Below are 21,036 nucleotides of genomic sequence, written 5' to 3' on the forward strand. Positions count from 1 at the left end.
TGCAAAGGAAAGTGTGCAAAGAAATCTGTGTATGCGGGAATCCCAGATCGCCGGACCCGGGCCTTACTATCCGTGCCCATGTGGTTCCGAGGGGTCAGACGACGTGGGTGAGCCGAACCTGCCCGCCCGGCAGATGGGGCGCCAGCTCAAGCGCATGCGCGAACGGCTCGGCATGACCCAGGACGAGGCCGGCAAGCCGCTGCGCATGTCGACGAGCAAGGTGTCGCGGATCGAGATGGGCTACCTGCCGCCCTACCACGACTTCCGCGCGCTGCTCGATCGCTACAACGTGATCGTTTCGGACTGGGACGAGTACATCTCGGCCTACGACCGCGCCAAGGAGAAGGGCTGGTGGCACCACTACGGGGTGGGCAATCGCGGGTTCCTGCCCATCGAGGCCGAGGCGAGCAAGGTGAAGGTGTTCCAGTTCGGCTACATCCCCGGACTGCTGCAGACCGAGGCGTACATGCGCGAGGTCTTCGCCGCGGCGCGCGTGCAGATGAAGCCGAAGGTGCTCGAGAACCAGGTCACTGTGCGCTTGTTGCGGCAGTTGCGGCTCACCGATGAGCCGATCTTGCAGCTCCACGCGATCATCGACGAGTACGCGCTGCGGAAGCCCATCCTCGGGCGGGCCGAACGGCAGGAGCAGTTGCGGCACCTGGTCGAGCGCGCGCGGCAGCCGAACGTGACCTTGCAGATCGTGCCGGAGGATGTCGGCGCTTACGCGGGGCAGAACGGCAATCTCATCGTGGCCAGCTTCGATGACTCGGAAGAGCCGGACATCGCCTACGTTGAGCACATCTTCGGCTCGGTTCACGTTGAGAAGGAGGCGGAGGTCTCCGCTGCTAAGCTGGCGTTCAAGGATTTCGCCGATCGGGCCCTGGACGCGGAGGATTCGATCGCGCTGATCGAACGGCTCTGATCGGGAGGCTGCGGTGTCCACTGTAGACGCACGGTGGTTCAAGAGCAGCTACAGCACCGACGGCGCGGGCAGCGACTGCGTCGAGGTGTGGATTAAGAGCAGCCACAGCACCAGTGGCAACAACAGCAACTGTGTTGAGGTTTCCTTCGGTGCGCCCGTCGCCGTGCGGGACTCCAAGGCACCCCAGGGCGAACTCCACCTGAGCGCCGCCGCCTGGTCGGCCTTCCTCACCAAATCGGGTGATCGCTGAACTTCCGGAGCGTCTGCACCGACGGCCGCACGTAGAACATCCCCGCCAGGAAGCCCATGGTGGCGAAGGCGAGCGTCGAGAACGTCGTGAGCAGGTCCGGCGCCCGGAACTGCGGCGTGTCGCGCCACACCCGGAACACGATCGGCACCGCGAACGACCCGAGAACCAGCACGAGCGTCAGCACGTACGTGAACACGAGCGCGTTGCGGGCCGACGCGGCGCTCGCGACCACCAGGTAGTCGCCGCGCAGGCAGCGCCTCGACGACAGGACCAGCACCGCGATCGCCAGCACACCCAGCGGCGGCAGCACCGCCGCGGCCTTCCCGACCAGCGTGTCGGGGAACGCGTGGCCGTGGACGATCCCCTGCAGGAACGTCGTGAGCCCGAACAGCAGCACCATGCCGGCGATCATCGAGCACCCGACGACCACCGAGCCCCACCGCACGCGGTCGGCGAACCGGGGCGGCAGCGGCACGAACTCGACCTGGCCGAAAGTCCCCTGCACGGTTCACCTCCGAAAGCCCTCAAGGCCACCTTACGGGCGTCGGACGCCCGCAAGGTGGCCTTGACGGCACTTCAGTACGAAAGGGCTAACTCGCCGCGAGCAAGTTGGCGCACCGGATCAGCCCGATGTGCGAATAGGCCTGCGGATGATTGCCGAGGGACCGTTCCGCGATGGGGTCGTACTGCTCGGGCAGCAACCCCGTCGGGCCGGCCGCCGCGACGATCTGGTCGAACAGCTCCTGCGCCTCGGTGCGCCGCCCGGTGAGCAGGTACGCCTCGATCAGCCACGCCGCGCAGATGTGGAAACCGCCCTCACCACCGGGAAGGCCGTCGTCGCGGCGGTACCGGTACACAGTGGACCCACTGCGCAGCTCCGCCTCGATCGCGGTGACCGTCTGCTGGAAGCGCTCGTCCGCCGGGTCGATCAGCCCGGTGAGCCCGACGAACAGCGAGGCCGCGTCGAGGTCCGTGCCGTCGTAGGCCGTGGTGAAGGCCTGGACCTCGTCGTTCCAGCCGTGTTCGAGCACGTCACGGGAGATCTGGTCGCGCAGCGCCGGCCACGCGCCGGGCACGCCGCGGCCCCACTGCTGACCCAGCTTGACCGCGCGGTCGATGGTCACCCAGCACATCACCCGCGAGTAGACCCGGTGGCGCGGCACGTGCCGCTCCTCCCAGATCCCGTGGTCGGGCTCGTTCCAGCGGCGCGTCACGGCTTCGGCCATGGCGCGGACCAGCTGCCAGTCCTCGTCACGCAGGTCACCGCGCGCCGCGGCCAGCGTGCCGACCAGCTCGACGACCGGGCCGAAGACGTCCAGCTGCACCTGGTGGTTCGCCAGGTTGCCGACGCGAACCGGGCGAGAACCGGCATAACCGGGCAGCGACTCGATGACCGCTTCGGCGCCGATCACGCTGCCCGCCAAGGTGTACAGCGGGTGCAGCCGCTCGGGGCCGGCCAGCGTGGCGAGCACGCCGTGCAGCCACTTGAGGTAGCCCTCGGCCTCCTCGATCGAGCCGAGGTGCACGAGCTCCCGCACGGTCATCGCGGCGTCGCGGATCCAGCAGTAGCGGTAGTCCCAGTTGCGGACGCCGCCGATCTCCTCCGGCAGCGACGACGTCGCGGCCGCCAGCACGCCGCCGGTGTCGGTGTTGACCAGACCGCGCAGGGTCAGCGCCGAGCGCAGCACCAGATCGGTCTGGACCTTCGGCAGCTGCAGCTTCGACGTCCAGTCGCTCCAGTAGCGGCCCGCGCGGTCCCGGCGTTCCACTTCGGACAGTTCGTGCTCGCCGAGGTCCGTGGTGCCGCAGCGCAGCTCCAGCACGACCGGCTGGGTCGGCGTCGGCTGGACCAGCGCGGTAGCGGTGTCGTTGAGGCCGTCGGAGGTGACTGTCCACTCGACACCCGGCGCGTACAGCACGAACGGCTCGGACGTGCCGAGCACCTTCAGGCCGCCCTTGGTGATCTCCAGCTTCACCGGCACGCCGCCGAACTCGGGGCGCGGCGCGAACGTGACGTCCGCCTGCGCCTCGCCCGAGATCACCCGGACGAGGTCCGTGCGGTGCTGCGGGCTCTCCGGCTCGAGGTAGTCGGTGACGAGCAGACGCGACCAGCGCGTCTCGACCGTCATCGTGTTCGGCAGGTAGCGCTGGCCCAGCGGCAGGCCGTTGCGGTGCGGCTTGATGGAGAAGTGCCCCGCGCCCTCACCGCCGAGCAGGTCGGCGAACACCGCGGGTGCGTCCGGCCCGGGGTGGCAGAGCCAGGTCAGCTTGGCGTCCGGCGTCACGAGCGCGACCGAGCGCTCGTTGGCCAGCATCGACAGCCGCTCGATGGGTGGGGCCGACTCACCGTAGAGCCAGTTCCGGCGCTCTTCGAGCATGAACGCCAGCACCAGTGCGACGTCGACGGTGTCGGGCACGCGGAAGCCGGCCAGGGTCTCGCCGTCGCCGACCTTGATGCCCAGGTCCGGGCCGGACAGGCGGGCGAAGGCCTTCTCGTCGGTGACGTCGTCGCCGAGGAAGATCGCCGCGGTGGCGCCCACCTGGTGGCGCAGGATGTCGAGCGCGTGGCCCTTGTCCGTCTGGACGACCGCGAGCTCGACCACCTCCTTGCCGTCGGTGGTCGACACGCCCTCCCAAGTGGACGGTCCGTTGTGGACGGCGGCGAGCACGCGCCGGCCGGCCTCGTGCTCGGCGCGGCGGACGTGCACCGCGATGCTCGCCGGCTTGACCTCGAGCGACACGCCCGGGACGTCGAGCACGAGCTGCTCCAGCTCGGACTCGAGCCGCCGGTGCAGCTCCCGCGCCTTTTCGTCGAGCGCGTGGATGAAGCCGATGTCGAACTCCGAGCCGTGGCTGCCGACGAGGTTCACCTCCGACGGCAGCCGCGACAGCGTCGCCAGGTCACGCAGCGCGCGTCCCGAGATGACCGCCGTGGTCGTCTCGTGCAGACCGGCGAGCGATCTGAGGGCCCCGACGGACTCGGGCAGCGGGCGTGCCTCGTCCGGGTTGAGCGTGATGGGTGCCAGCGTGCCGTCGTAGTCGCAGGCGACCAGCAGACGCGGAGTACGGGCGATCTGCACGATCGCGCGCCGCAGCTCGGCGGGCAGGGCCTCGGCAGTCAACACTCCTCCTCAGGAGCGTGCAGGGTCGGGGGACTATGTCAGTCGACCGCCTCGGTGCCCAAAGCCTGAAGGAACGAGCGCGCCCATCGATCGACGTCATGGGTGAGGACCTGGCGACGCATGGCGCGCATCCGGCGACGGCCCTCAGCGGGGTCGAGCGTAATGGCAGCCACTAGCGCGTCCTTCACCCCGTCCAGGTCGTGGGGGTTGACGAGGAATGCGCTAGAGAGCTCGGCGGCCGCGCCGGCGAACTCCGACAGCACGAGCGCGCCCCCGAGATCGTGCCGGGCGGCCACGTACTCCTTGCAGACGAGGTTCATCCCGTCACGCAGGGGCGTCACGACCATGACGTCCGCGGCGGAGAAGAACGCGGCCAGCTCGGTGCGGTCGACCGACTGGTGCAGGTAGTGCACGACCGGGTGACCGACGCGGGCGAACTCGCCGTTGATCCGGCCGACCATCTGCTCGATCTCGCCGCGCATCCGCTGGTAGTGCTCGACGCGCTCGCGGCTGGGGGTGGCGAGCTGGACGAACGTGACGTCGTCGGGCTGCAGCCGGCCCTCGTGCAGGAGCTCGTGCAGCGCCTGCAGCCGCAGGTCGATGCCCTTGGTGTAGTCGAGGCGGTCGACGCCGAGCAGGACCGTCTTCGGGTTGCCCAGGTCGCGCCGCAGCTGCGCCGCGCGCTCCTGGACGCCCTTGGTGCGGGCGAGCGCGTCGAGACCGGTGGCGTCGATGGAGATCGGGAAGGCGCCGACGCGGACGGTCCGGTCGCCGACCTGCATGGTGCCCGGCCGCGAACGGACGCCGACCGCGCCGCGCGTCGACTCGAGGCCGATCAGCTGACGGCACAGCCACAGGAAGTTCTGCGCCCCGCCGGGGCGGTGGAAGCCGACGAGGTCGGCGCCGGTGAGGCCGCGGATGATCGCGGCGCGCCACGGCATCTGCATGAACAGCTCGACCGGCGGGAACGGGATGTGCAGGAAGAAGCCGATGCGCAGGTCCGGTCTCAGCTCGCGCAGCATCGCCGGCACCAGCTGCAGCTGGTAGTCCTGGATCCAGACCGTCGCACCCTGGGCGGCGACCTCGGCGCTGGCCTTCGCGAAGCGGCGGTTCACCTTGACGTAGCTGTTCCACCACACGCGGTCGAACACCGGCCGCTCGACGACGTCGTGGTAGAGCGGCCAGAGCGTCGCGTTGGAGAAGCCCTCGTAGTAGTCGCGGACCTCGTCGGCGCTGAGCGAGACGGGGTGCAGGACGAGACCGTCGTCGTCGAACTCCTCGACGTCGACGTCCGGGATGCCCGGCCAGCCCACCCAGGCGCCCTTGCGCGACCGCAGGAACGGCTCGAGCGCGGAGACGAGCCCACCCGGGCTGGCCGTCCAGCGGCGTTCGCCGTCGGTGGTGCGCTCGAGGTCGACCGGTAGCCGGTTCGCCACCACGACGAAGTCGGCCTGGTTCCCGTTCTCCTGTTCAGTCACTGTCGCTGCTCCTCGCGTCCTGGGTCGCGGCCCCAGAGTGAAACCCTATCGCGTGAGCGATGAACAGCCGGTGACCGCAGCGTTACTCCAAGCTTCTTTCGGTCGGCTCGAGCGGACCAGCCATGCGTGGTCCGGCGAACCGGCGCTCCAGCCTGCCCAGGCCGGTGCGCACCGGCTGGGCGAGCCATTCGCCGAGTACCACGCCCGCTGCCAGCGCAAGCCCGATTGCGACGGCCGTCATGAGGGTCGAGATGTTCCCGCCGGGCTCGACGCCGATTTGGTACAGACCACGGTAGGTCGACAGGCCCGGAAGCAGCGGAGTGATCCCGGACACGGCGACGACGAGCGGGGTGACGCCGAGCCGCCGCGCGAGCACGCCACCGCAGAACCCGACCAGCGTCGCGGCGACCGCGGACGAGCTGACGCCGTCGAGCTGGGCGACCATGAGCGAGCCGTAGACGGCGGCGCCGATGGCCCCGGCGGCGGCCGCGACGAGCGTCGCGCGCAGCTTCGCGTAGGAGGCGAGGGCGAAGCAGGCGGAGGCGCCGGCCCCACCGAGCACGATGAGCGGCAGCTGCTGCGGCGTCGAGCCGGTGATCTCGGGCAGCGGCGTGAGCGGCAGCTCGAGCAGCACGGCGATCCTCAGGGCCAGCACGACCCCGGCGATCAGGCCGGCCGACATCAGCGCGGTCTCCATGGTGCGCCCGGCCGCGGTGACGTTGTAGCCGGTGATGGCGTCCTGCACGGCCGAGACGGTGGACAGCCCGGACAGCAGCACGGTGACGGCCGCGGCGACGACCAGGGTCGGTCTGTCGGTGGTCATCATGCCGCTGCTCACGATGGCCATCGCGGAGAGCGTCGCGAACAGCCCGCCGACCACCTGCTGGAAGAAGAAGGGCAGGGAGTACCGGTTGAGCAGCCGCCCGAGCCGGTCGATGGCGGCACTGATCACGAAGGCGACGAGGGCGACGTCGAAGCCGCCGCCGAGCAGGATGGTGATGAAGGCGGCCAGGCCACCCCAGGCGAGCGTCGCGGTCCAGCGCGGGTAGGGGTGCGGCGCGGAGGTGATCCGCTCGAGCTCGGTCTGCGCCTGCTCGGCGCCGACGTTCCCGCGCACGATCTGCCGGATGAGCTTCTCGGTCTCGGTCAGCCGCGTGTAGTCGAGACTCCGGCTCCGCACGACCCGCAGCGCGGTGATCGGCGAGAGCTCACTGCCCCGGTGACAGGTGACGGTGATCGAGGTGAAGATGACGTCGACCTCGCAGTGCGGCAGCCCGAGCGCCCCGGCGATGGCGATGATGGTGGCGGTGACGTCGGACGCGCCGGCCCCGCTGGCCATCTGCACTTCACCGAGGCGAAGGGAGAGGTCGAGCACGAAGTTGACGGTGGCCTCGTCGGGCAGCTGAGGCCCCATGGCCTCTTCGGCGTCGACGGCGGGAAACTCCCCGGTGGGAGCTTCGAGCACGTGCCAAGGCCGCCGCCGCAGCAGGCTCGGGGTGTGGACCTTGGGCCGCTGCACGGGCGGTTCCAAAAGGGGCCATCTACTGGTCCGGCCCCCGTTGGTGCGCTCGTTGATCTTCAAGATCCACCTCCTCGCTCAAGTCCTCTCGCCCGGACCATCGACGCATGTGTGCGGACTGTTGCAGTGGCGTGCACCACGTTGCTCCATAGTGGCCTGGAGCAGGGGATCCTGCCTGTCGGCAAGATCGCCGGGGGTGGCCGATACACTGGGGTTGGCGTCGTTGGCGTCAGGCCGCTATAGCTCAGCTGGTAGAGCATCTGTCTTGTAAACAGAAGGTCAGGGGTTCGAGCCCCCTTGGCGGCTCCGAAGACCTGAAAAGCCCCCTGCCGGCAGGGGGCTTTTTCGTCAGCGCCAGACCCGTTCACCGATGCGCCAAGCTCCGGCTGGGGAACTCGGCTGCAGGAGCGGGCTGATGAAGGCGTCGGCCAGCCCGTGCGCACCGTCGAGTGTCCGAAGGTCCGCGGGCAACGCGCCGACGCCGGCCGCGGCGCGGGCGTACCCGCGGGGCCAGTCGCCGGCGGGCACTCTGAACCGGTCGGGGAAGCGGACCGGCGTGCCCTCGTTCCGCCGACGCTCGGCTTCGAGGTGGACGAATCGGTGGGTGAGTTCGGCGGGCAGCGCGCTCTTCACCGCGACCAGGACGAGGTCGACCAGGTCTTTGTAGCGGGTCGAGGTGCCGGCCCCGTCGGCGCCGTACCCGGTGTAGAGAGCGCAAATCTTGTCGCTGACGACGTCTTCGAGCGGGTACACCCGGATCTCGGGCCAGGTGGTGCACCCGCTCGGGAACGCGGCGGGCAACGGCTCGACGACGACCGATCCGCGCGGGCGCACTCCTTCGGTGACGACGTCGACGCTCGTCCGCGCCAACCTCGTGAGGCCGATCCTGGCTTCGAAGTAGACCTTCCGGGTCGGGCGGTCCATGTCAGGGACCTTGTCGGTTCTGGTGTGGTGGTAGACGAGCGGGTCGTAGGGATCGTCGAGGTCGACAGAGACCGCGGTGATGAGGCTGTCGACGGCGGCATCGATGGTGTTCTGGCGGCTGATCAGGTCGATGTCGGTGGAGTGCCGGCTGTTCGGCCACCTGACGAGCAGGGACTGGCCTCCTTTGAGCACCCAGCTCTCGCCCTCCGCCGCGAAGACGCGGGCGAGCAGGCGCCGGTGGTAGTGCAGTTCGACCAGTTCGCCGACCGGCGTTCCGCAGCGACCGGACTCCTGCCTGGCCAACGCGTTGACCGACGCCTTGTACGCGGCGGGGGAACTCGACGGTGGTTTCGGCTTCATGCCTCCGCCTCGTCGTCAGCTTCGTTCGCGAGGTCGAGGAGAACCTTGGCGGCGTCACTGACTCCGGCGTCGCGCAGCGCCTCCCGCAAGAGTTCGACGCCCTTGCGCTGCCGCCGGGTGACAGGTTGTTCTCGGATGGCCTTCAGCTCCTTCACCAGGGCGGCGAGCCCGGCTTCGGTTGCCGCCGGAGTCGGGCGGACCGCGAGATCGGCGATGGAAAGTCCGATCTGGGACAGCAGGTTTTCCAGGAGTTCTTCCCCGTCCCCCGGCCGCGCCCCGTAGCGGCGGGCGTAGGGAGCGATGTGCTCGGCGAGCCGGTCGAGCCGCAGCTTTCCGGCCTGGACGCCTTCGCGGATGATCGTGGCGATGTGGCTGCCGTCGATGTGCTGATCGAGCAGGTCACAGACCGTGCGCAGTGCGGTGGTGACAGGCAGGCCGTCGAGCACGATGACGTCTTCTTCGGCGAGAGATGCCTTCTTGGTCCACACGTCGGAGTCGCGCACGTCGCGGCGCTTGGGCACGGTGAACGTGAGCCGGCTGTTGACCAGCTCGCCGAGGCCGTGCAGGCGGGCGGCGGACTGGTGCGAGACGACGCCGCCGTCCGGGTCGAGCAGCGGTCGTTCCCAGCCGGGCGTGGCCGGGTTGAGCGCGAGCCACACGGCTTGCTCTTCGCGGGCCGGACCGGCCGCCGCGCTGGTCGCGGCGTGGACACCGCGGCGGACGCTCTCGAGGAACCGGGCGTTGGTCAGCCGGTGCAGCGTCACGGCATCGACGCCCAGGCCCTTGGCCTGCCGGCTGGTGACCATGCCCCACTGCTCGGCCGTGAAAGCGCTGAGCAGCTCGAATGCCTGCTCCATCTTCATACGGCAAATATTACCTCAGTTACCGTCGTTGCTTACACTCTAGGTGTAACTAACGTCGGACTTGGTGGAAACTTTTGCCGTTGAAGTCGGCGTGCGCCGCTGCCTCGCTCAGCAGGGGATGCCGAGGCTGTTCCTCAAGTCGGTCCACTGGTGCACGCCCACCGAGTTGATCACCACCAACCGGTCCACCCGCACCTTCCCATTCTCGTCGCACATGTTCTGGCGGAACTGCTGGCGCCGCTTGTCCTTGAAGTACGCCTCCAGCGCGTCGCGGGTGGCGTCGTGCAGAGCCACGCCGACCGTGGGCTCGAGGTAGACCTGCAAGACGCGCTCGAAGCCCGGTGGGCAGAGCTCGTCCGAGTCCGTCTTCTGGCCGTTGAGCTGCTCCGCGCCGTCGCGGAGGTTGCGGGTCAGGCTGCGCTCGCCGAGGCCCGTCTTGATCTGGACGCAACGCCGGACCGGCTTTCCGTTCTCCGTGCCCGTGTAGATCGCGTCGGCTTTGTACTCGCCGTCCGGGGCCGGGTACTTGCCGTTGAACCAGACCCGCGCCGTCGGGTCGGCCTGGAGCAGGTGCGCCACCTGCTCCAGTTCGCGGTACTTGCCGATGGTGTTGTTCTCGGCGACCAGCCGGCGCAGGTCGTCGGGGTTCTGCAGGCGGCCGGAGTCGAGGACCTTCGCCAGCAGCGGCAGCCGCTTGAGGCGGTTGGCGTTGTCCAGTGCCTTCAACGCCGACGCGTTGATGTTCCCCGCGCCCGGGTCCGACGGCGGGACGGACCTGGTCATCGCGTCGAGCAGCCGGGTCGCCGCGGGCCGCAGCGGGGCGTCCACGCTGCTCAGCTCCGACTGCTTGTCGGGCTCCAGGCCCCGGTCGCGCAGGCGCGTCGGCACCTCCGGGTCGGGGCCGTACAGCGCCGACGAATACACCCAGACGTTCACCGTGTAGTTCACCGTCTGGCCCGGGCGGGCGAGGTTCCCGTGGCTGAACGTGACCGACCGCGACTCGCCGGGCTTGAGGGTGCCGAGCGGGTTCGGCTGTCCCGGCGAACCCGGGTCATTGGTGTAGAGGGTGGCGTCGGCCGCCTCGCTGCCGGCGTTCGTGACCTGGAAGACGTGCACGCAGGTCGGCTTGTCGCACAGGGCCGGGCTGTCCTCGTCGACCTGGAAGTCGGGGCCCTTCTTCGTCGCGGATTCGCCGGAGTCCGGGCCGGGTGGGGTGGCGGCCGACGCGGCGCCGGCGACGGTCGAAGGCACCTCGGCCGCCTTCGCGGGGTCGGCCGGTCGCGGTCGCACCGACAGGTAGGGGCTGCTGTAGTGGTCGTCGGGCTCGTCTTGGGCCGGCCGGAGGACCGCCGGACGCGCGATGGCCGGGGTCGTGGGGTGCCACGCGGCGGGGTGGACCGTGCTCTCGCTGGAGTGCGGGTTCCCGCCGAGCCCGAGCACGGTGCGCGGCGCGGCGTCCTCGATCAGCACCGTCCAGTCGTCGGCCGTGTACGCGGTGGCGGTGCGGCCACCCTCGACCGGCTGGGGCTCGGCCTGCTCCACCGACGGGTCACTGGTGATCGCGCGCACCAGATCGGCCAGCGCCTTCGGGGTCAGGGTGGCGGCGTCGACCCCGAAGGAGTCGAGCAGGTAGTAGCCGGAACGCTTCTCCGGCTTCACCCACCGGCCCGCCGACGACAGGTCGTGCGCGCGCTGCGGCTCCTGCGCCGCCCAGAACTCGGCGTCACCGTTGAGGTACAGATCGCCCGACGACCAGGCCGCCTGCGCCGTCCCGACCTCCGGCTCCCGCAACGTGCCGGCCGCCTTCCCGTCGGCGGTGACGGTCAGGTCGGCCTCGGTGACCGGCGTTTCGTCCTCGGCGGACTGGGACGGCCAGTACGAGACCGCCAGCGCCGCCGCCGGCCAGGCGGCGAGCGCGTCGGCCGCCGCCGCGCCGACCTCGGCGGGCGATGCTGTCGACGCCGAACCGGCTTCCCTCGAATCCGTGGGCCACACCAGGAATCCGACGACCAAGGCGAGCACGAGTGCCACCGCGGCCGCGGCGATGACGAGCCGGCGACGCTGCTCGGGGGACATCAGTCGATCACCTCGGTGGTCTCGGGGGTCCGGTCACGCACGGCGGTCAGGCTGGCACGGTCCGATGAAATTCCGATGAAACGCGATTCCGATAATTCGTTGACGCGGTTCGCCGGGTGGGTTTTAATGGGGACACACCAAAACGAACCGAGGAGTGGTCATGACGCGCATGCGGAGGCGGCAGCTGCACTGGCACGCCGCTGCCGCGCGGGTGTCGAACCTCGGCCACCTGCGGGAACTTCGCGCGGGCTCCCCGCCGTGACGTGAGCGTCACGGTCCGGGAGCCGCCCGTCGGGAAACCGATCCGGGCGGCTTTCTTCATTTTGTCGTGCGCATTTTAAATACTTTTTCCCTGCGCTCGTCTTCGTCGCAATCAATGCGGTGGACGCGAGTGCGCCCCCGGTCGGCTGCCGGCCGGGGTCCAGTCCCCGTAGCTCAGCAGGACAGAGCGGCGGCTTCCGAAGCCGCGGGTCGCAGGTTCGACTCCTGCCGGGGACACGCTTGGCGCGTTGGTCCAGTGGAACGGATCCCCGGTTCTCACCCGGGGGACCCGGGTTCGACTCCCGGACGCGCTGCTCCCGGGAGACGCGCCGGAGCGCGGGCGATTTTTGCAAGATCACCTCGGTGGGTTCGACACCCACGTCTTCCACTGTGGCCGAAGCCGAAGGAGACGAGGCCCCGGGCTGTGACCCCGGGCGAAGCCGGTGCGAGTCCGGCCGGCCACCCCACGCGCGCGGTTCGGCAACCAGCGAAGCCTCATAAGCTTCGCCGACGTGGATCGACACCACGGCGCGCGACCGAGAAACCGGAACCCGCCCGTTTTGTCGGTGCCCCGGTTTAAGCTCCGCAGGAGTCCTGAACCGGGGAGGAACCGTGTCCACAACGCACACTCTGGCCACACCCGAGGCCGACATCGTCTACGACGTGCACGGCCCGGCGCCCGCCGAAAGCCCGCGCCCGCCGCTGGTCATGCTGGGGCAGCCGATGACGGCCGACGGGTTCGGCGTGCTCGCGTCGCACTTCCCCGAGCGGACGGTCGTCACCTACGACCCGCGGGGGCTCGGCCGCAGCGTCCGGAAGGACGGCCGGGTGGACCACGTGCCCGCCGTCCAGGCCGAAGACATCCACGCCGTCATCCAGGCGCTGGGCGCCGGCCCGGTCGAGGTCTTCGGCAGCAGCGGTGGCGCGGTGGCGGCGCTCGCGCTGGTGACCGCGCACCCGGCCGAGGTCAGCACGTTGGTCGCGCACGAGCCACCGCTGGTCGGCGTACTGCCGGACGCCGCGGCGGCCGATCGCGCCGGCCAGGGGTTCCGGGATGCCTACCAGGCCAACGGCTTCGGCGCGGGCATGGCCGCGTTCATCGCGATGACGTCGTGGCAGGGCGAGTTCACCGAGGACTACTTCGCCCAGCCCCCGGCCGACCCGGCCCAGTTCGGCATGCCATCGGAAGACGACGGCCGCCGTGACGACCCGCTGATGAGCGACCGGTCCGTGGCGGTCTCGGCGTACGAGCTGGACGTCGAGACACTTCGTGCGGCGTCGAGCCGGGTCGTGATCGCGGTGGGTGAGGAGTCGATCGAGGTGATGACCGGGCGGGCGGCTCTCGCGACCGCCGCGGTGCTGGGGCAGGAGGCTGTCGTGTTCCCGAGTCACCACGGGGGTTTCCTGGGTGGGGAGTTCGGTTACGCCGGGCAGCCGGAGGCTTTCGCCAAGAAGCTGCGGGAGGTGCTGGAACAGTGACAGACCAAGTGCTTATCCAGCTCTTTGGTCGCACTGTTGGTTCTGAAGTCTAACGGCTATGATATAACGCTCGTATGGCCTCGGTTAAGAATCCCTCGTGTGAGAGCTCCAATTGTCGGAGCTTGATTATTTGCCGAGGGCGCGAATGAGGCTTTTGACCGTCGACGAAGCAGCCTATCTACTCGGAGAATCCCGGAGAAAGATTCGACGATGGTGCGCCTCCGGGGTCTTGCCTGCCAGCTGGACGGAATCTGGTTGGCTCATTCAAGATGCCCGAATAGAAGGATCGGGTTATCTGCAGCATCGTGCACCTGATATAGAAACTGTTCCGGACTTCGAGAGGGCGTTATTGCAGCTTGAGTTGACAGATTTCATCGAGATCTGGTTCCCGGACATCCTGCGATTTCAAGATAAACTGTCCGATCGAGGTAAACTACTCGAAAACGTTCGAGAAAAGTTCGACGCTGGAATTATTGACCCTGTTGTCGAAATTGAGATACCAAAGGCAGAATTTTTCGCGCGAACAGGTCACTTGTTGACACTGGAAGACCGAATTGCATACCATGCAGTAGTCGGCACATTTGCCGAAAAGCTAGATGACACCCTGATGGGCGTGGTCTTTTCTTCAAGATACAATTCGCAGGAAAAAAATCGACAGACCGAAAAGTTGACGCGGCTAGCCAGAAAAGAAAATACCTTACTGCGCAAAGGGGTAAGGCAGTGGAAAAAGTGGACTAAGTATGTTCGAGCCTCGGCACGAGCGGGCAACGATTGGCTAGTGAAGACGGATTTATCCTCTTACTTCGACTGCATTCGCCATGAAATACTTTTGGGCGAGCTGTCAATGATTGGAGTGTCGAAAGATATAAGATGCGCCCTCGGCGCGTACCTCTCGGCTTGGTCTAATGCTCCCGGTCAGGGATTACCGCAGGGGCCCGACGTTTCTCGAATCCTTGGCAACTTCTATCTAGCGCCTGTTGATGCTGCGATGATCAGAGAGGGATTCAAGTACTCGCGATACATGGATGACGTGCGTATCGTTGGTCAGACGCGAGACGAGTTAACTAGGGCGATGCGTAGATTCGGTGCTGAATGCAGGCAGCGTGGACTGATAGTAAGCTCCGTCAAAACGGTGGTCCTGCACGGTGATGCTGCCCGGAAGGTCGACCTTGACTCCGAGCGCGAGATTGCCCAATATCTTTTGGACACGCGGCAGGGCTCTCGGGCGGTTAGGCTACTTAGAAAAATTCTTGAAGACTCCCTGGCTGAGAAGGGTAGAGTCGACGCGCGTGGAGCGCGATTCAGTTTATGGCGGCTAGCCTTTCTGCGAGATGAAAATGTTTGCAAACTGGTTCTGGATAACTTGGAAGTCTTGGCGCCAGTGGCATCTATTGTTGGCGACTATTTATCTGGATATATCGATAAGGGGTACGTTAGGGATGGCTTGACGGAATACCTTTCAAATAGGGACGTCTATCGCGATGACTATCTTGTAGCTTATCTATTTGCTGCGATGCTCGAATTTAGCGGTGATATGCCAAAGCTTTGGGTAGACAGCGCTCGTAACCTGACTAAAGATCGGCACAAGCCAGACTATCTCCGTGGAGTTGCTGCGAACGTCTTAGCTTTAGGTGGCTTGCCCGAAGACTTGGCGTGGTTGCGAAATGAAGCCCGTCGCGAGACGGGAACTGGGCTTCAACGAGCATATGCAACCGGTCTTCGCCGCGTCGGGCACCTCGATGATTCTACTTGTTCGGTTTTGACGTCGAGGTCGATTGGTATGGCGCAAGCTGTTGAATACCTGAAGAGTGCTGCGAGGTTGCCGTCTCTCGTTCGTCCTTACACAACGGTTCCAATCAAGCGGTCATCATAATATCCATTCCGCCGTTTGAGCAATTTTGACGGTGTGAGGTTTACCGGGCTCTGCGCCTCGCCGAGTAATACGGTCCCTGTCGACCCAGATGATATCTTGATCGGATGCGGTCTTGCTCAAATTCTGCCTAAAGACCTCGATTCCACCTCTTGGTTCAAATTCGAAGATATCTGCTATTAGGAGTTCATAGGATTGAGCGTAGTCGGAGTATCTGATCGGATGAATATGCTGCTTGATGTAATCAAATCGTAGATCTGATAGGCTCAAGCCGCTTGCAATCTGAGTCGAAATCAACTCCTCATGGAATTCACGGATAGCGCCTATCTCCCGGTTCTCGCCCGTTTTTAACCATGCCACAAAAGCTCGCAGGTGACGACCCGGAACGCGAATTCTTAGGTCGTCGTTGCTGGTTTCGTCGATTGGCAGAAGGTTATCCGATTGTATCCCCCATCTGGTAAACTTATCCCGAGCGCTGGGGTTGTACTTGTAGACCCCGCCAATTGGTTGGAATTGATCCGGATAACGCGATCCTTGAATGAGAAGATACTCGCCCCTCGACTTTATCCTAATCATGTAAGAAACGGATACTCTGACCAGTGTCTTCCGGTGGCGGACGGATGCGAATAAAATGTTTATACTGCTTCGGTTGATCAGAAAATAGTCGATTAGCGCGACGACAGGTGCTGCAATTACGCCGGTCAGCAAGCTGACCGCCGTCGCATTGCTGACGAACAATAGAAGCACGGCTGCGCAAATCATGATGGCTAGATAGAAGAGTATTCTCATAGTATTCCTAGCTTCGCGGACTGATCGGAAGTTAAAGCTTGTTGGGGGGAGGATTTAGCTACACAAGCTACGGCAAAATTTATTCTTGGTACTGATTGTAGCGGGTCGTGGCGGGCGCAGGATCAGTGCTGCTGGTCTGGCTGTGCCATCATCGGGCATGGCCACCCTTCGTGACGCCCGTGAGCCGGAGCTCAACAGCGGGATCCTGCCCGGGAACGTGCGGGCCGATGACTGGATCATGCTTCTCCTCGCCGCCGGGTCGGTCGGGTTGCTGGGGTTCATGGTGCTCAGCCCGCCCGCGCGGGACGTCGGCCTCGTCATCTTCTACGTCGACTGCGGGATCTGTGGGGTGTTCCTCCTCGAGTTCCTGTGGCGGTGGCGGAAACGCCGGTGGGCCCGGAAGTTCCTCGTGCGCAACTGGTACGAGCTGTTCGCGATGATCCCCGTCGCGCACCCGGCCATGGCCGCGCACAAGTTCGTCAGCGTCGTGCTGCTGCTCGTCCGGATCGGGCGGGCCGCGGACCGGGCCGTCGGCGAGCAGTTCACCTACCGGCTCGTCGACAAGCTGTCCGAGCCGATCGTGAAGGCCATCAAGAAGCCGGTGACCATCGCCGTGCTCGATGAGGTCGTCAAGGTGCTCGAAACCGGCAACTACCCCGAAAACCTCGCCAAGTCGCTCGGCGCCAACAAGGAAGAGCTGCGCACGATCATCGCCGAGAAGATCGCCGAAGACCCGCAGCTCGGGAAGCTCAAGCGGCTCCCGTTCCACGACGAGATCGTGCGGACGGTCGTCGACACCTCCTTCCGCGTGCTGCTCGAAGTGCTGCTCGACCCGCGGATCGACGACTTCTTCTCCACCGTCGTCCGCGACAACCGCGAGCAGATCCGGCTGGCCGTGCAGCTCGGCCTCAACGAGGTCGACGACGAGGACAAGGAAAAGTCCCTGCGCGTCCGCACCCAGCACTCCGCCGCCCTCGAATACGACCGGCTGCACCCGCCGTCACGGCCGTGACCGCAGGTACTCGCCGAGCACCCCGGCCGCGGTCAGCATGGCCACGCCCCGCGCGTTGAGCCTTTCCTGCCAGGTCTCCATGGCGTCCACCAGGGACTCGGTGCCGCCGGCGGTGCGGACCTGGCCGACCACCGTCGCGATGTGCGCCAGCGGATAGCCGCCGCGACGCAGGAGGTGGGTCAGCTCCGCGTCGCGGATGTCGGCCGCCCGGAACACCCGGTAGCCGGTCGCCGGGTCGCGTGACGGCGTCAGGATGCCGGCGCGTTCCCACGCCCGGATCGTCGCCGCGGTGAGGCCGAGGCGGTGGGCGAGGTCGCCGATCGGCCACGCGGTCGCGGTCGGCTCCGGCGCCCCGGACGTCAGGTCGCCGATCGCCGTCCGCACCGAGTTGAGGGTTTCGCGGTCGCGCAGCAGCTGCTCGTGGCCGCGGTCGACGAGCGTCAGCGCGCGGCCGAGGTCGTCGCCGTGGACGGCGTGCATGATTCCGCCGGCCGTCGCGTGCCCGTACGCCGGGACGAGCGCGAGGAACGCACGCAGTGCCGACGCGTGGACTTCCGTGTAGACCCGGTAGCCGCTCGGGGTGCGCGCGGCCGGCGGCAGGAAGCCGTCCTGCTCGTAGTTGCGGACCGCCTGCGTGGAGATGCCGTGCTCACGGGCGAGGTCAGCAGGTCTCAACCGAGTGTTCAAGGATACGATTCAACCACATGGACCTCACGGACTTCACGGCCGAACTGCTCGCCTTCGGTGAGCCGACGCACTTCGAGCCGGCTTTCGCGCGCATCCGCAACGAGCTGTTCGCCCGCCTCGCCGAGCACGGCTTCCGCTCGATCGCGCTGGAGACCGACCGCGTCGCCGCGCTCGACGGCGAGTTCACGCACGGCTTCGGCGACCTGCCCGCCAACCAGCAGCTGCTCGCGTGGCTGCGCGAGTACAACGAGACCGCCGAAGAGCCGCTGACCTTCCACGGCTTCGACGCCCCCACCGAGATGTTCAGCGCGCCCAGCCCGCGCACCTACCTCGAACACGCCCGCGACTTCCTGCGCATCGACGTCGACATCGCGGCCCTGACCGGCGACGACGAGCGGTGGAGCCGATCCGAAGCGATCCTCGACCCGGCCGCGTCACCGGGCGCGTCACCCGAAGCCCGGGAGCTGCGTGTCATCGCGGACGACCTGCTCATGGCCCTCGACGCCCGCGTCGAGCCGGCCGCACGCGTCGCGAGGATCCACGCCACCGCCGGGCTCGACCTGCTGCGCTACCACGCGGCGTCGGCCCTGCCCGGCGATCAGGACACGCGGATCGCGCGGCTCGCGGGCGCCCGCGCGGTCATCATGGCCCGGAACCTCCTGGACATCCACGCTTCGCAGCCGGGCCGGACGTTCGTGTTCGCGCACAACGGCCACCTGGGGGCCGCGGCGGGGGCGATGGTCGCGTCGCGGCTCGGCGACCGGTACGCCTTCATCGCCGGCAGCCTCGGCCACAGCGAGGCCCTCGGCCTCGGCGAGCCTGACCCCGCCACCTACGAAGGCCACCTGCAGCGCGGCACCGACGTTTGGCGGCTGACCACCGAACTCCCGGCGGGCCGCACCCGGGCGGACGCCGATTACCGGTACGCGCCGCTCACCCGGGAGCTACTCGACGCCGCCGACGCAATCCTGCACGTCGCCTGAACCCCAACGGTCGTGAGTGTTTAGGGCGGTTAGAACCGCCCTAAACACTCACGACCGGCTGCGGCAGACCGATTACGGGTAGCTGACCACGTTCACCGGCACCGTGCCCGAAGGCGTGACACCGCCGGTGTCGTTGATGACGTGCGTGATCGTGCCGCGGTAGTTGAGCGACACCGACAGCAGGCTGTGGAACCGGACGCCGCTGGTGTTCGGCACCTCGAACGCGTGGTAGCTGGACACCGCCGGGTTCGTGTCGAAGAAGCAGTAGCTCCCGAGCCCCCACGCCTCATGTGACGTCACGTTCGACGCCACCTTGTAGGCCGCGTACCCGGCGACGCCGGACGGCGCGTTCCACGACGCCTGGTTCGGCACGTCGTAGGGCATCTCGTTCTGGAAGAAGATCGTCTTCCCGCCCTGGCCGTTCCAGATCACCTGGTACTTCTGGTAGTGCTCGACGAACAGGCCGGTCGCCGTCACGTTCGCGCCGTTCACCACGAGCCCGGTGTCGGCCGTGTTCGTGTTCCAGCCGTACGTGCCCGCGTTGCCGTGGTCGGCGCGCCAGGCCCAGATGTGGTCGATGATCGTGTTGGCGCTGTTGACGATCAGGCTGTTCGTCGCCTTGCCGGCGATCGCGCCGCCGATCCGGAAGAACACGTCCTGGACCGTCGTCGGGTTCGAGGCGTGCGACGCCGACGAGCCGGACTGGCCCACGGTGAGCAGCGCCTGCGAGTTCGTCGTGCCGGCGTCGAAGAGCAGGCCCTTGAGCCGCACGCCGTCCACATCGGACACCTGCATCGCGTTGACGCCGTTGTCCGGCACCAGCGTCGGGTAGCCGATGCCGAGGATCGTCGTGTTCGCGCGAGTCACGTTGAGCGTCTGGTTGAGGTGGTAGACGCCCGGCGTGAAGAACAGGTTGCAGCCCGCGGCGAGCGCGTTGTTGATCGACGCGGCCGTGTCGCCGGACTTGACGACGTAGAACTGGCTCATCGGCGCCGACGTGCCGGGCGTGCTGCCGTTCGCCCAGCTCGGGCCGGACGCGTTGGTGCGCAGGGAAGGCAGGAACACGCGGTACTTGCCGGTGCCGTCGACGTAGAGGTAAGGCACGTCGCGCGAGACCGGGGTCGTCGCGAGCGTCGTCTCCGGCGGGTTCGGGAACGTGGTCGCCGGCGCGCCGCTGGTGCCGGAGAAGACCATGTTCCAGACGCCGCCGTTCCAGCTGCCCAGCTGCGAGTCGCGGGTGTACCACTGCTGCTGCGACACCGACGCGGCCTGGCCGGCCACCTTCGTGTCCGCGATGTAGCCGCCGCTGGCGAAGCCGTAGCTCGCCGGGTACAGCTGCAGCCCGCCGCGGACGTCCATCCGGCGGAACGGCGCGGCCTGCGCGACCGCCCACCGCTCGTTGCCGCCGGACGGGTTGACGGCCATGTTCTCCGCCGAGCGCCAGAAGTTCTGCAGTGCGACGCCGTTGTCGGAGGCGTTGAAGGCGTCGACCGTGACGTCGCCGTTGATCAGGACGTCACCCGGGTTCTGGCCGAGGCCGGCCACCGAGGTGTAGAAGCCGACGTTGTCGTGCACGTTGTTGTAGGTGCCCGGCTTGAACAGGTGCGCGACGCGCCGGTCCGCCATCTGCGCGGTCAGCGTGTCCTTCTGGTTGTTGAAGTCGGTGTCGAGCTGTGCCTGGATCGTCGCCGCCGACATGCCCGGGTCGAAGATCCGCACGTTCGGGCCGAAGTTCGGGGTGTCCGACTGCGTCGGGCAGCCCGCCTGGGTGCCGATCGTGTAGGTCGCGCTGGACACCGCCGACGTCGTCGAGCCGGACTTGAGCGCGATCGCGTTGACCGTGCGCGAGTTCGGCACGCTGATCGGTCCACTGTAGAGCGTCGAAGACGCGGTGGGTGTCGAGCCGTCCACTGTGTACCGGATGGTCGCGCCCGAGGTGGCGCTGCTGATCGTCACCGTCTGGCCGGCGGAGTAGGTGCCGCCGGGCGGGCTGAACGTCGGCGCCGCGACCGTCGTCGAGCTGCCGCCCACGGTGTAGCTGAAGTGCGGGGTGTCGTACTGCGGCCCGCTCTTCTCGTAGGTGAACCAGTAGTCGAGCGTGTTCCCGGTGCTCAGGCCGCTGACGGTGGTCCGCCAGGTGCCGGAGCCGTTGACCATCCGCACGTTCTGCTGGCCGACACCCGGCACGCCGGTGTAGTGGACGTCCACGTACAGCGCCGGGGTGGTCGGGGTGAAGTTGAGCTGCAGCTGCGTCGAGCTCAGCTGCGTGACGCTCTGGGTGTAGTCGTCCGCGGCGAGCGCGGCGGGGGCACTGAGCCCGGCCGCCACCAGCAGCGCGGATGCGACGAGCGCGAGCCTCGGGCCGCGTCGTCGAAGCTTGTCCAAGGTCCGGTTCACGCCGTGACACCTCCGCCGTTGGGGATCCACGAGCATTTGTTGCG

At 67.2% G+C, this 21,036-nt stretch carries 16 protein-coding genes and 4 tRNA genes; 10 read left to right on the forward strand and 10 right to left on the reverse strand.

Annotated elements, in window-relative coordinates:
• The first annotated feature begins 103 nt into the window (after positions 1-103).
• Together M8542_RS01740 and M8542_RS01745 are read left to right on the forward strand one after the other, a co-directional pair.
• Entirely contained in the window at positions 104-922 is an 819-nt protein-coding gene (locus M8542_RS01740) for a helix-turn-helix domain-containing protein (RefSeq protein WP_257918169.1), read from the forward strand.
• A gap of 13 nt (positions 923-935) precedes the next feature.
• Complete coding sequence (locus M8542_RS01745) at positions 936-1,172, forward strand: DUF397 domain-containing protein (RefSeq protein ID WP_257918170.1); 237 nt, start codon at positions 936-938, stop codon at positions 1,170-1,172.
• Here M8542_RS01745 and M8542_RS01750 read toward each other — a convergent pair.
• The 4 genes from M8542_RS01750 to M8542_RS01765 form a co-directional block, all read right to left on the reverse strand.
• Positions 1,150-1,677: a hypothetical protein gene (locus tag M8542_RS01750; protein WP_257918171.1), complete on the reverse strand. Its 528-nt coding sequence runs from the start codon at positions 1,675-1,677 to the stop codon at positions 1,150-1,152. The two genes, M8542_RS01745 and M8542_RS01750, sit on opposite strands and share 23 nt — an antisense overlap.
• 85 nt (positions 1,678-1,762) lie before the next feature.
• The gene (otsB, locus tag M8542_RS01755) at positions 1,763-4,294 is read right to left on the reverse strand and encodes a trehalose-phosphatase (RefSeq protein WP_257918172.1); all 2,532 of its coding nucleotides are present in this window, start codon (positions 4,292-4,294) and stop codon (positions 1,763-1,765) included.
• Between the two features lie 38 nt (positions 4,295-4,332).
• Positions 4,333-5,772 carry an alpha,alpha-trehalose-phosphate synthase (UDP-forming) gene (locus M8542_RS01760; RefSeq protein WP_257918173.1) on the reverse strand — a complete coding sequence of 480 codons (1,440 nt, stop codon included), beginning with the start codon at positions 5,770-5,772 and terminating at the stop codon, positions 4,333-4,335.
• An 82-nt stretch (positions 5,773-5,854) separates the two neighbouring features.
• Positions 5,855-7,354, reverse strand: a complete 1,500-nt coding sequence (locus M8542_RS01765; RefSeq protein ID WP_372508456.1) for a threonine/serine exporter family protein — start codon at positions 7,352-7,354, stop codon at positions 5,855-5,857.
• A 170-nt stretch (positions 7,355-7,524) separates the two neighbouring features.
• Between M8542_RS01765 and M8542_RS01770 the strand changes: the two genes are divergently transcribed.
• Positions 7,525-7,597 (forward strand) — tRNA-Thr (locus M8542_RS01770).
• Between the two features lie 42 nt (positions 7,598-7,639).
• Here M8542_RS01770 and M8542_RS01775 read toward each other — a convergent pair.
• The 3 genes from M8542_RS01775 to M8542_RS01785 all read right to left on the reverse strand — a co-directional run bounded on the left by M8542_RS01775 (position 7,640) and on the right by M8542_RS01785 (position 11,514).
• A complete protein-coding gene (locus tag M8542_RS01775; RefSeq protein ID WP_257918175.1) occupies positions 7,640-8,575 on the reverse strand; it encodes a nucleotidyl transferase AbiEii/AbiGii toxin family protein in 936 nt (311 codons plus the stop codon).
• Positions 8,572-9,438 carry a type IV toxin-antitoxin system AbiEi family antitoxin domain-containing protein gene (locus tag M8542_RS01780; RefSeq protein WP_257918176.1) on the reverse strand — a complete coding sequence of 289 codons (867 nt, stop codon included), beginning with the start codon at positions 9,436-9,438 and terminating at the stop codon, positions 8,572-8,574. The genes M8542_RS01775 and M8542_RS01780 overlap by 4 nt, the downstream gene beginning before the upstream one ends.
• A 108-nt stretch (positions 9,439-9,546) precedes the next feature.
• Positions 9,547-11,514, reverse strand: coding sequence for a hypothetical protein (locus M8542_RS01785; RefSeq protein WP_257918177.1), 1,968 nt, complete (start codon positions 11,512-11,514; stop codon positions 9,547-9,549).
• Positions 11,515-11,938: 424 nt separating this feature from the next.
• Between M8542_RS01785 and M8542_RS01790 the strand changes: the two genes are divergently transcribed.
• From M8542_RS01790 to M8542_RS01810, 5 genes are all read left to right on the forward strand, one after another.
• A tRNA-Arg gene (locus M8542_RS01790) sits at positions 11,939-12,012 on the forward strand.
• Positions 12,013-12,017: 5 nt separating this feature from the next.
• Positions 12,018-12,089, forward strand: a tRNA-Glu gene (locus M8542_RS01795).
• A 76-nt stretch (positions 12,090-12,165) separates the two neighbouring features.
• A tRNA-His gene (locus M8542_RS01800) sits at positions 12,166-12,242 on the forward strand.
• Between the two features lie 145 nt (positions 12,243-12,387).
• Positions 12,388-13,254, forward strand: coding sequence for an alpha/beta fold hydrolase (locus M8542_RS01805; RefSeq protein WP_257918178.1), 867 nt, complete (start codon positions 12,388-12,390; stop codon positions 13,252-13,254).
• A gap of 145 nt (positions 13,255-13,399) precedes the next feature.
• Positions 13,400-15,127 carry a reverse transcriptase domain-containing protein gene (locus M8542_RS01810; RefSeq protein WP_257918179.1) on the forward strand — a complete coding sequence of 576 codons (1,728 nt, stop codon included), beginning with the start codon at positions 13,400-13,402 and terminating at the stop codon, positions 15,125-15,127.
• Here M8542_RS01810 and M8542_RS01815 read toward each other — a convergent pair.
• Positions 15,122-15,913, reverse strand: a complete 792-nt coding sequence (locus M8542_RS01815; RefSeq protein ID WP_257918180.1) for an SMODS-associated NUDIX domain-containing protein — start codon at positions 15,911-15,913, stop codon at positions 15,122-15,124. The genes M8542_RS01810 and M8542_RS01815 overlap by 6 nt on opposite strands.
• A gap of 157 nt (positions 15,914-16,070) precedes the next feature.
• Between M8542_RS01815 and M8542_RS01820 the strand changes: the two genes are divergently transcribed.
• The gene (locus tag M8542_RS01820; RefSeq protein ID WP_257918181.1) at positions 16,071-16,925 is read left to right on the forward strand and encodes an ion transporter; all 855 of its coding nucleotides are present in this window, start codon (positions 16,071-16,073) and stop codon (positions 16,923-16,925) included.
• Here the strand turns inward: M8542_RS01820 and M8542_RS01825 are convergent.
• A complete protein-coding gene (locus M8542_RS01825; RefSeq protein WP_257918182.1) occupies positions 16,914-17,600 on the reverse strand; it encodes a TioE family transcriptional regulator in 687 nt (228 codons plus the stop codon). The genes M8542_RS01820 and M8542_RS01825 overlap by 12 nt on opposite strands.
• Positions 17,601-17,629: 29 nt before the next feature.
• Here M8542_RS01825 and M8542_RS01830 point away from each other — a divergent pair, with 29 nt between their 5' ends.
• Positions 17,630-18,595 (forward strand): erythromycin esterase family protein, encoded by a 966-nt coding sequence (locus M8542_RS01830; RefSeq protein ID WP_257918183.1) that lies wholly within the window; start codon positions 17,630-17,632, stop codon positions 18,593-18,595.
• A 72-nt stretch (positions 18,596-18,667) separates the two neighbouring features.
• On the opposite strand, the gene M8542_RS01835 is transcribed toward M8542_RS01830, so the two are convergent.
• Positions 18,668-20,992 (reverse strand): chitobiase/beta-hexosaminidase C-terminal domain-containing protein, encoded by a 2,325-nt coding sequence (locus M8542_RS01835; RefSeq protein ID WP_257918184.1) that lies wholly within the window; start codon positions 20,990-20,992, stop codon positions 18,668-18,670.
• Positions 20,993-21,036: the final 44 nt, after the last annotated feature.

Origin of the sequence: Amycolatopsis iheyensis (assembly GCF_024703995.1) — a bacterium.
Lineage (GTDB): Bacteria > Actinomycetota > Actinomycetes > Mycobacteriales > Pseudonocardiaceae > Amycolatopsis > Amycolatopsis iheyensis.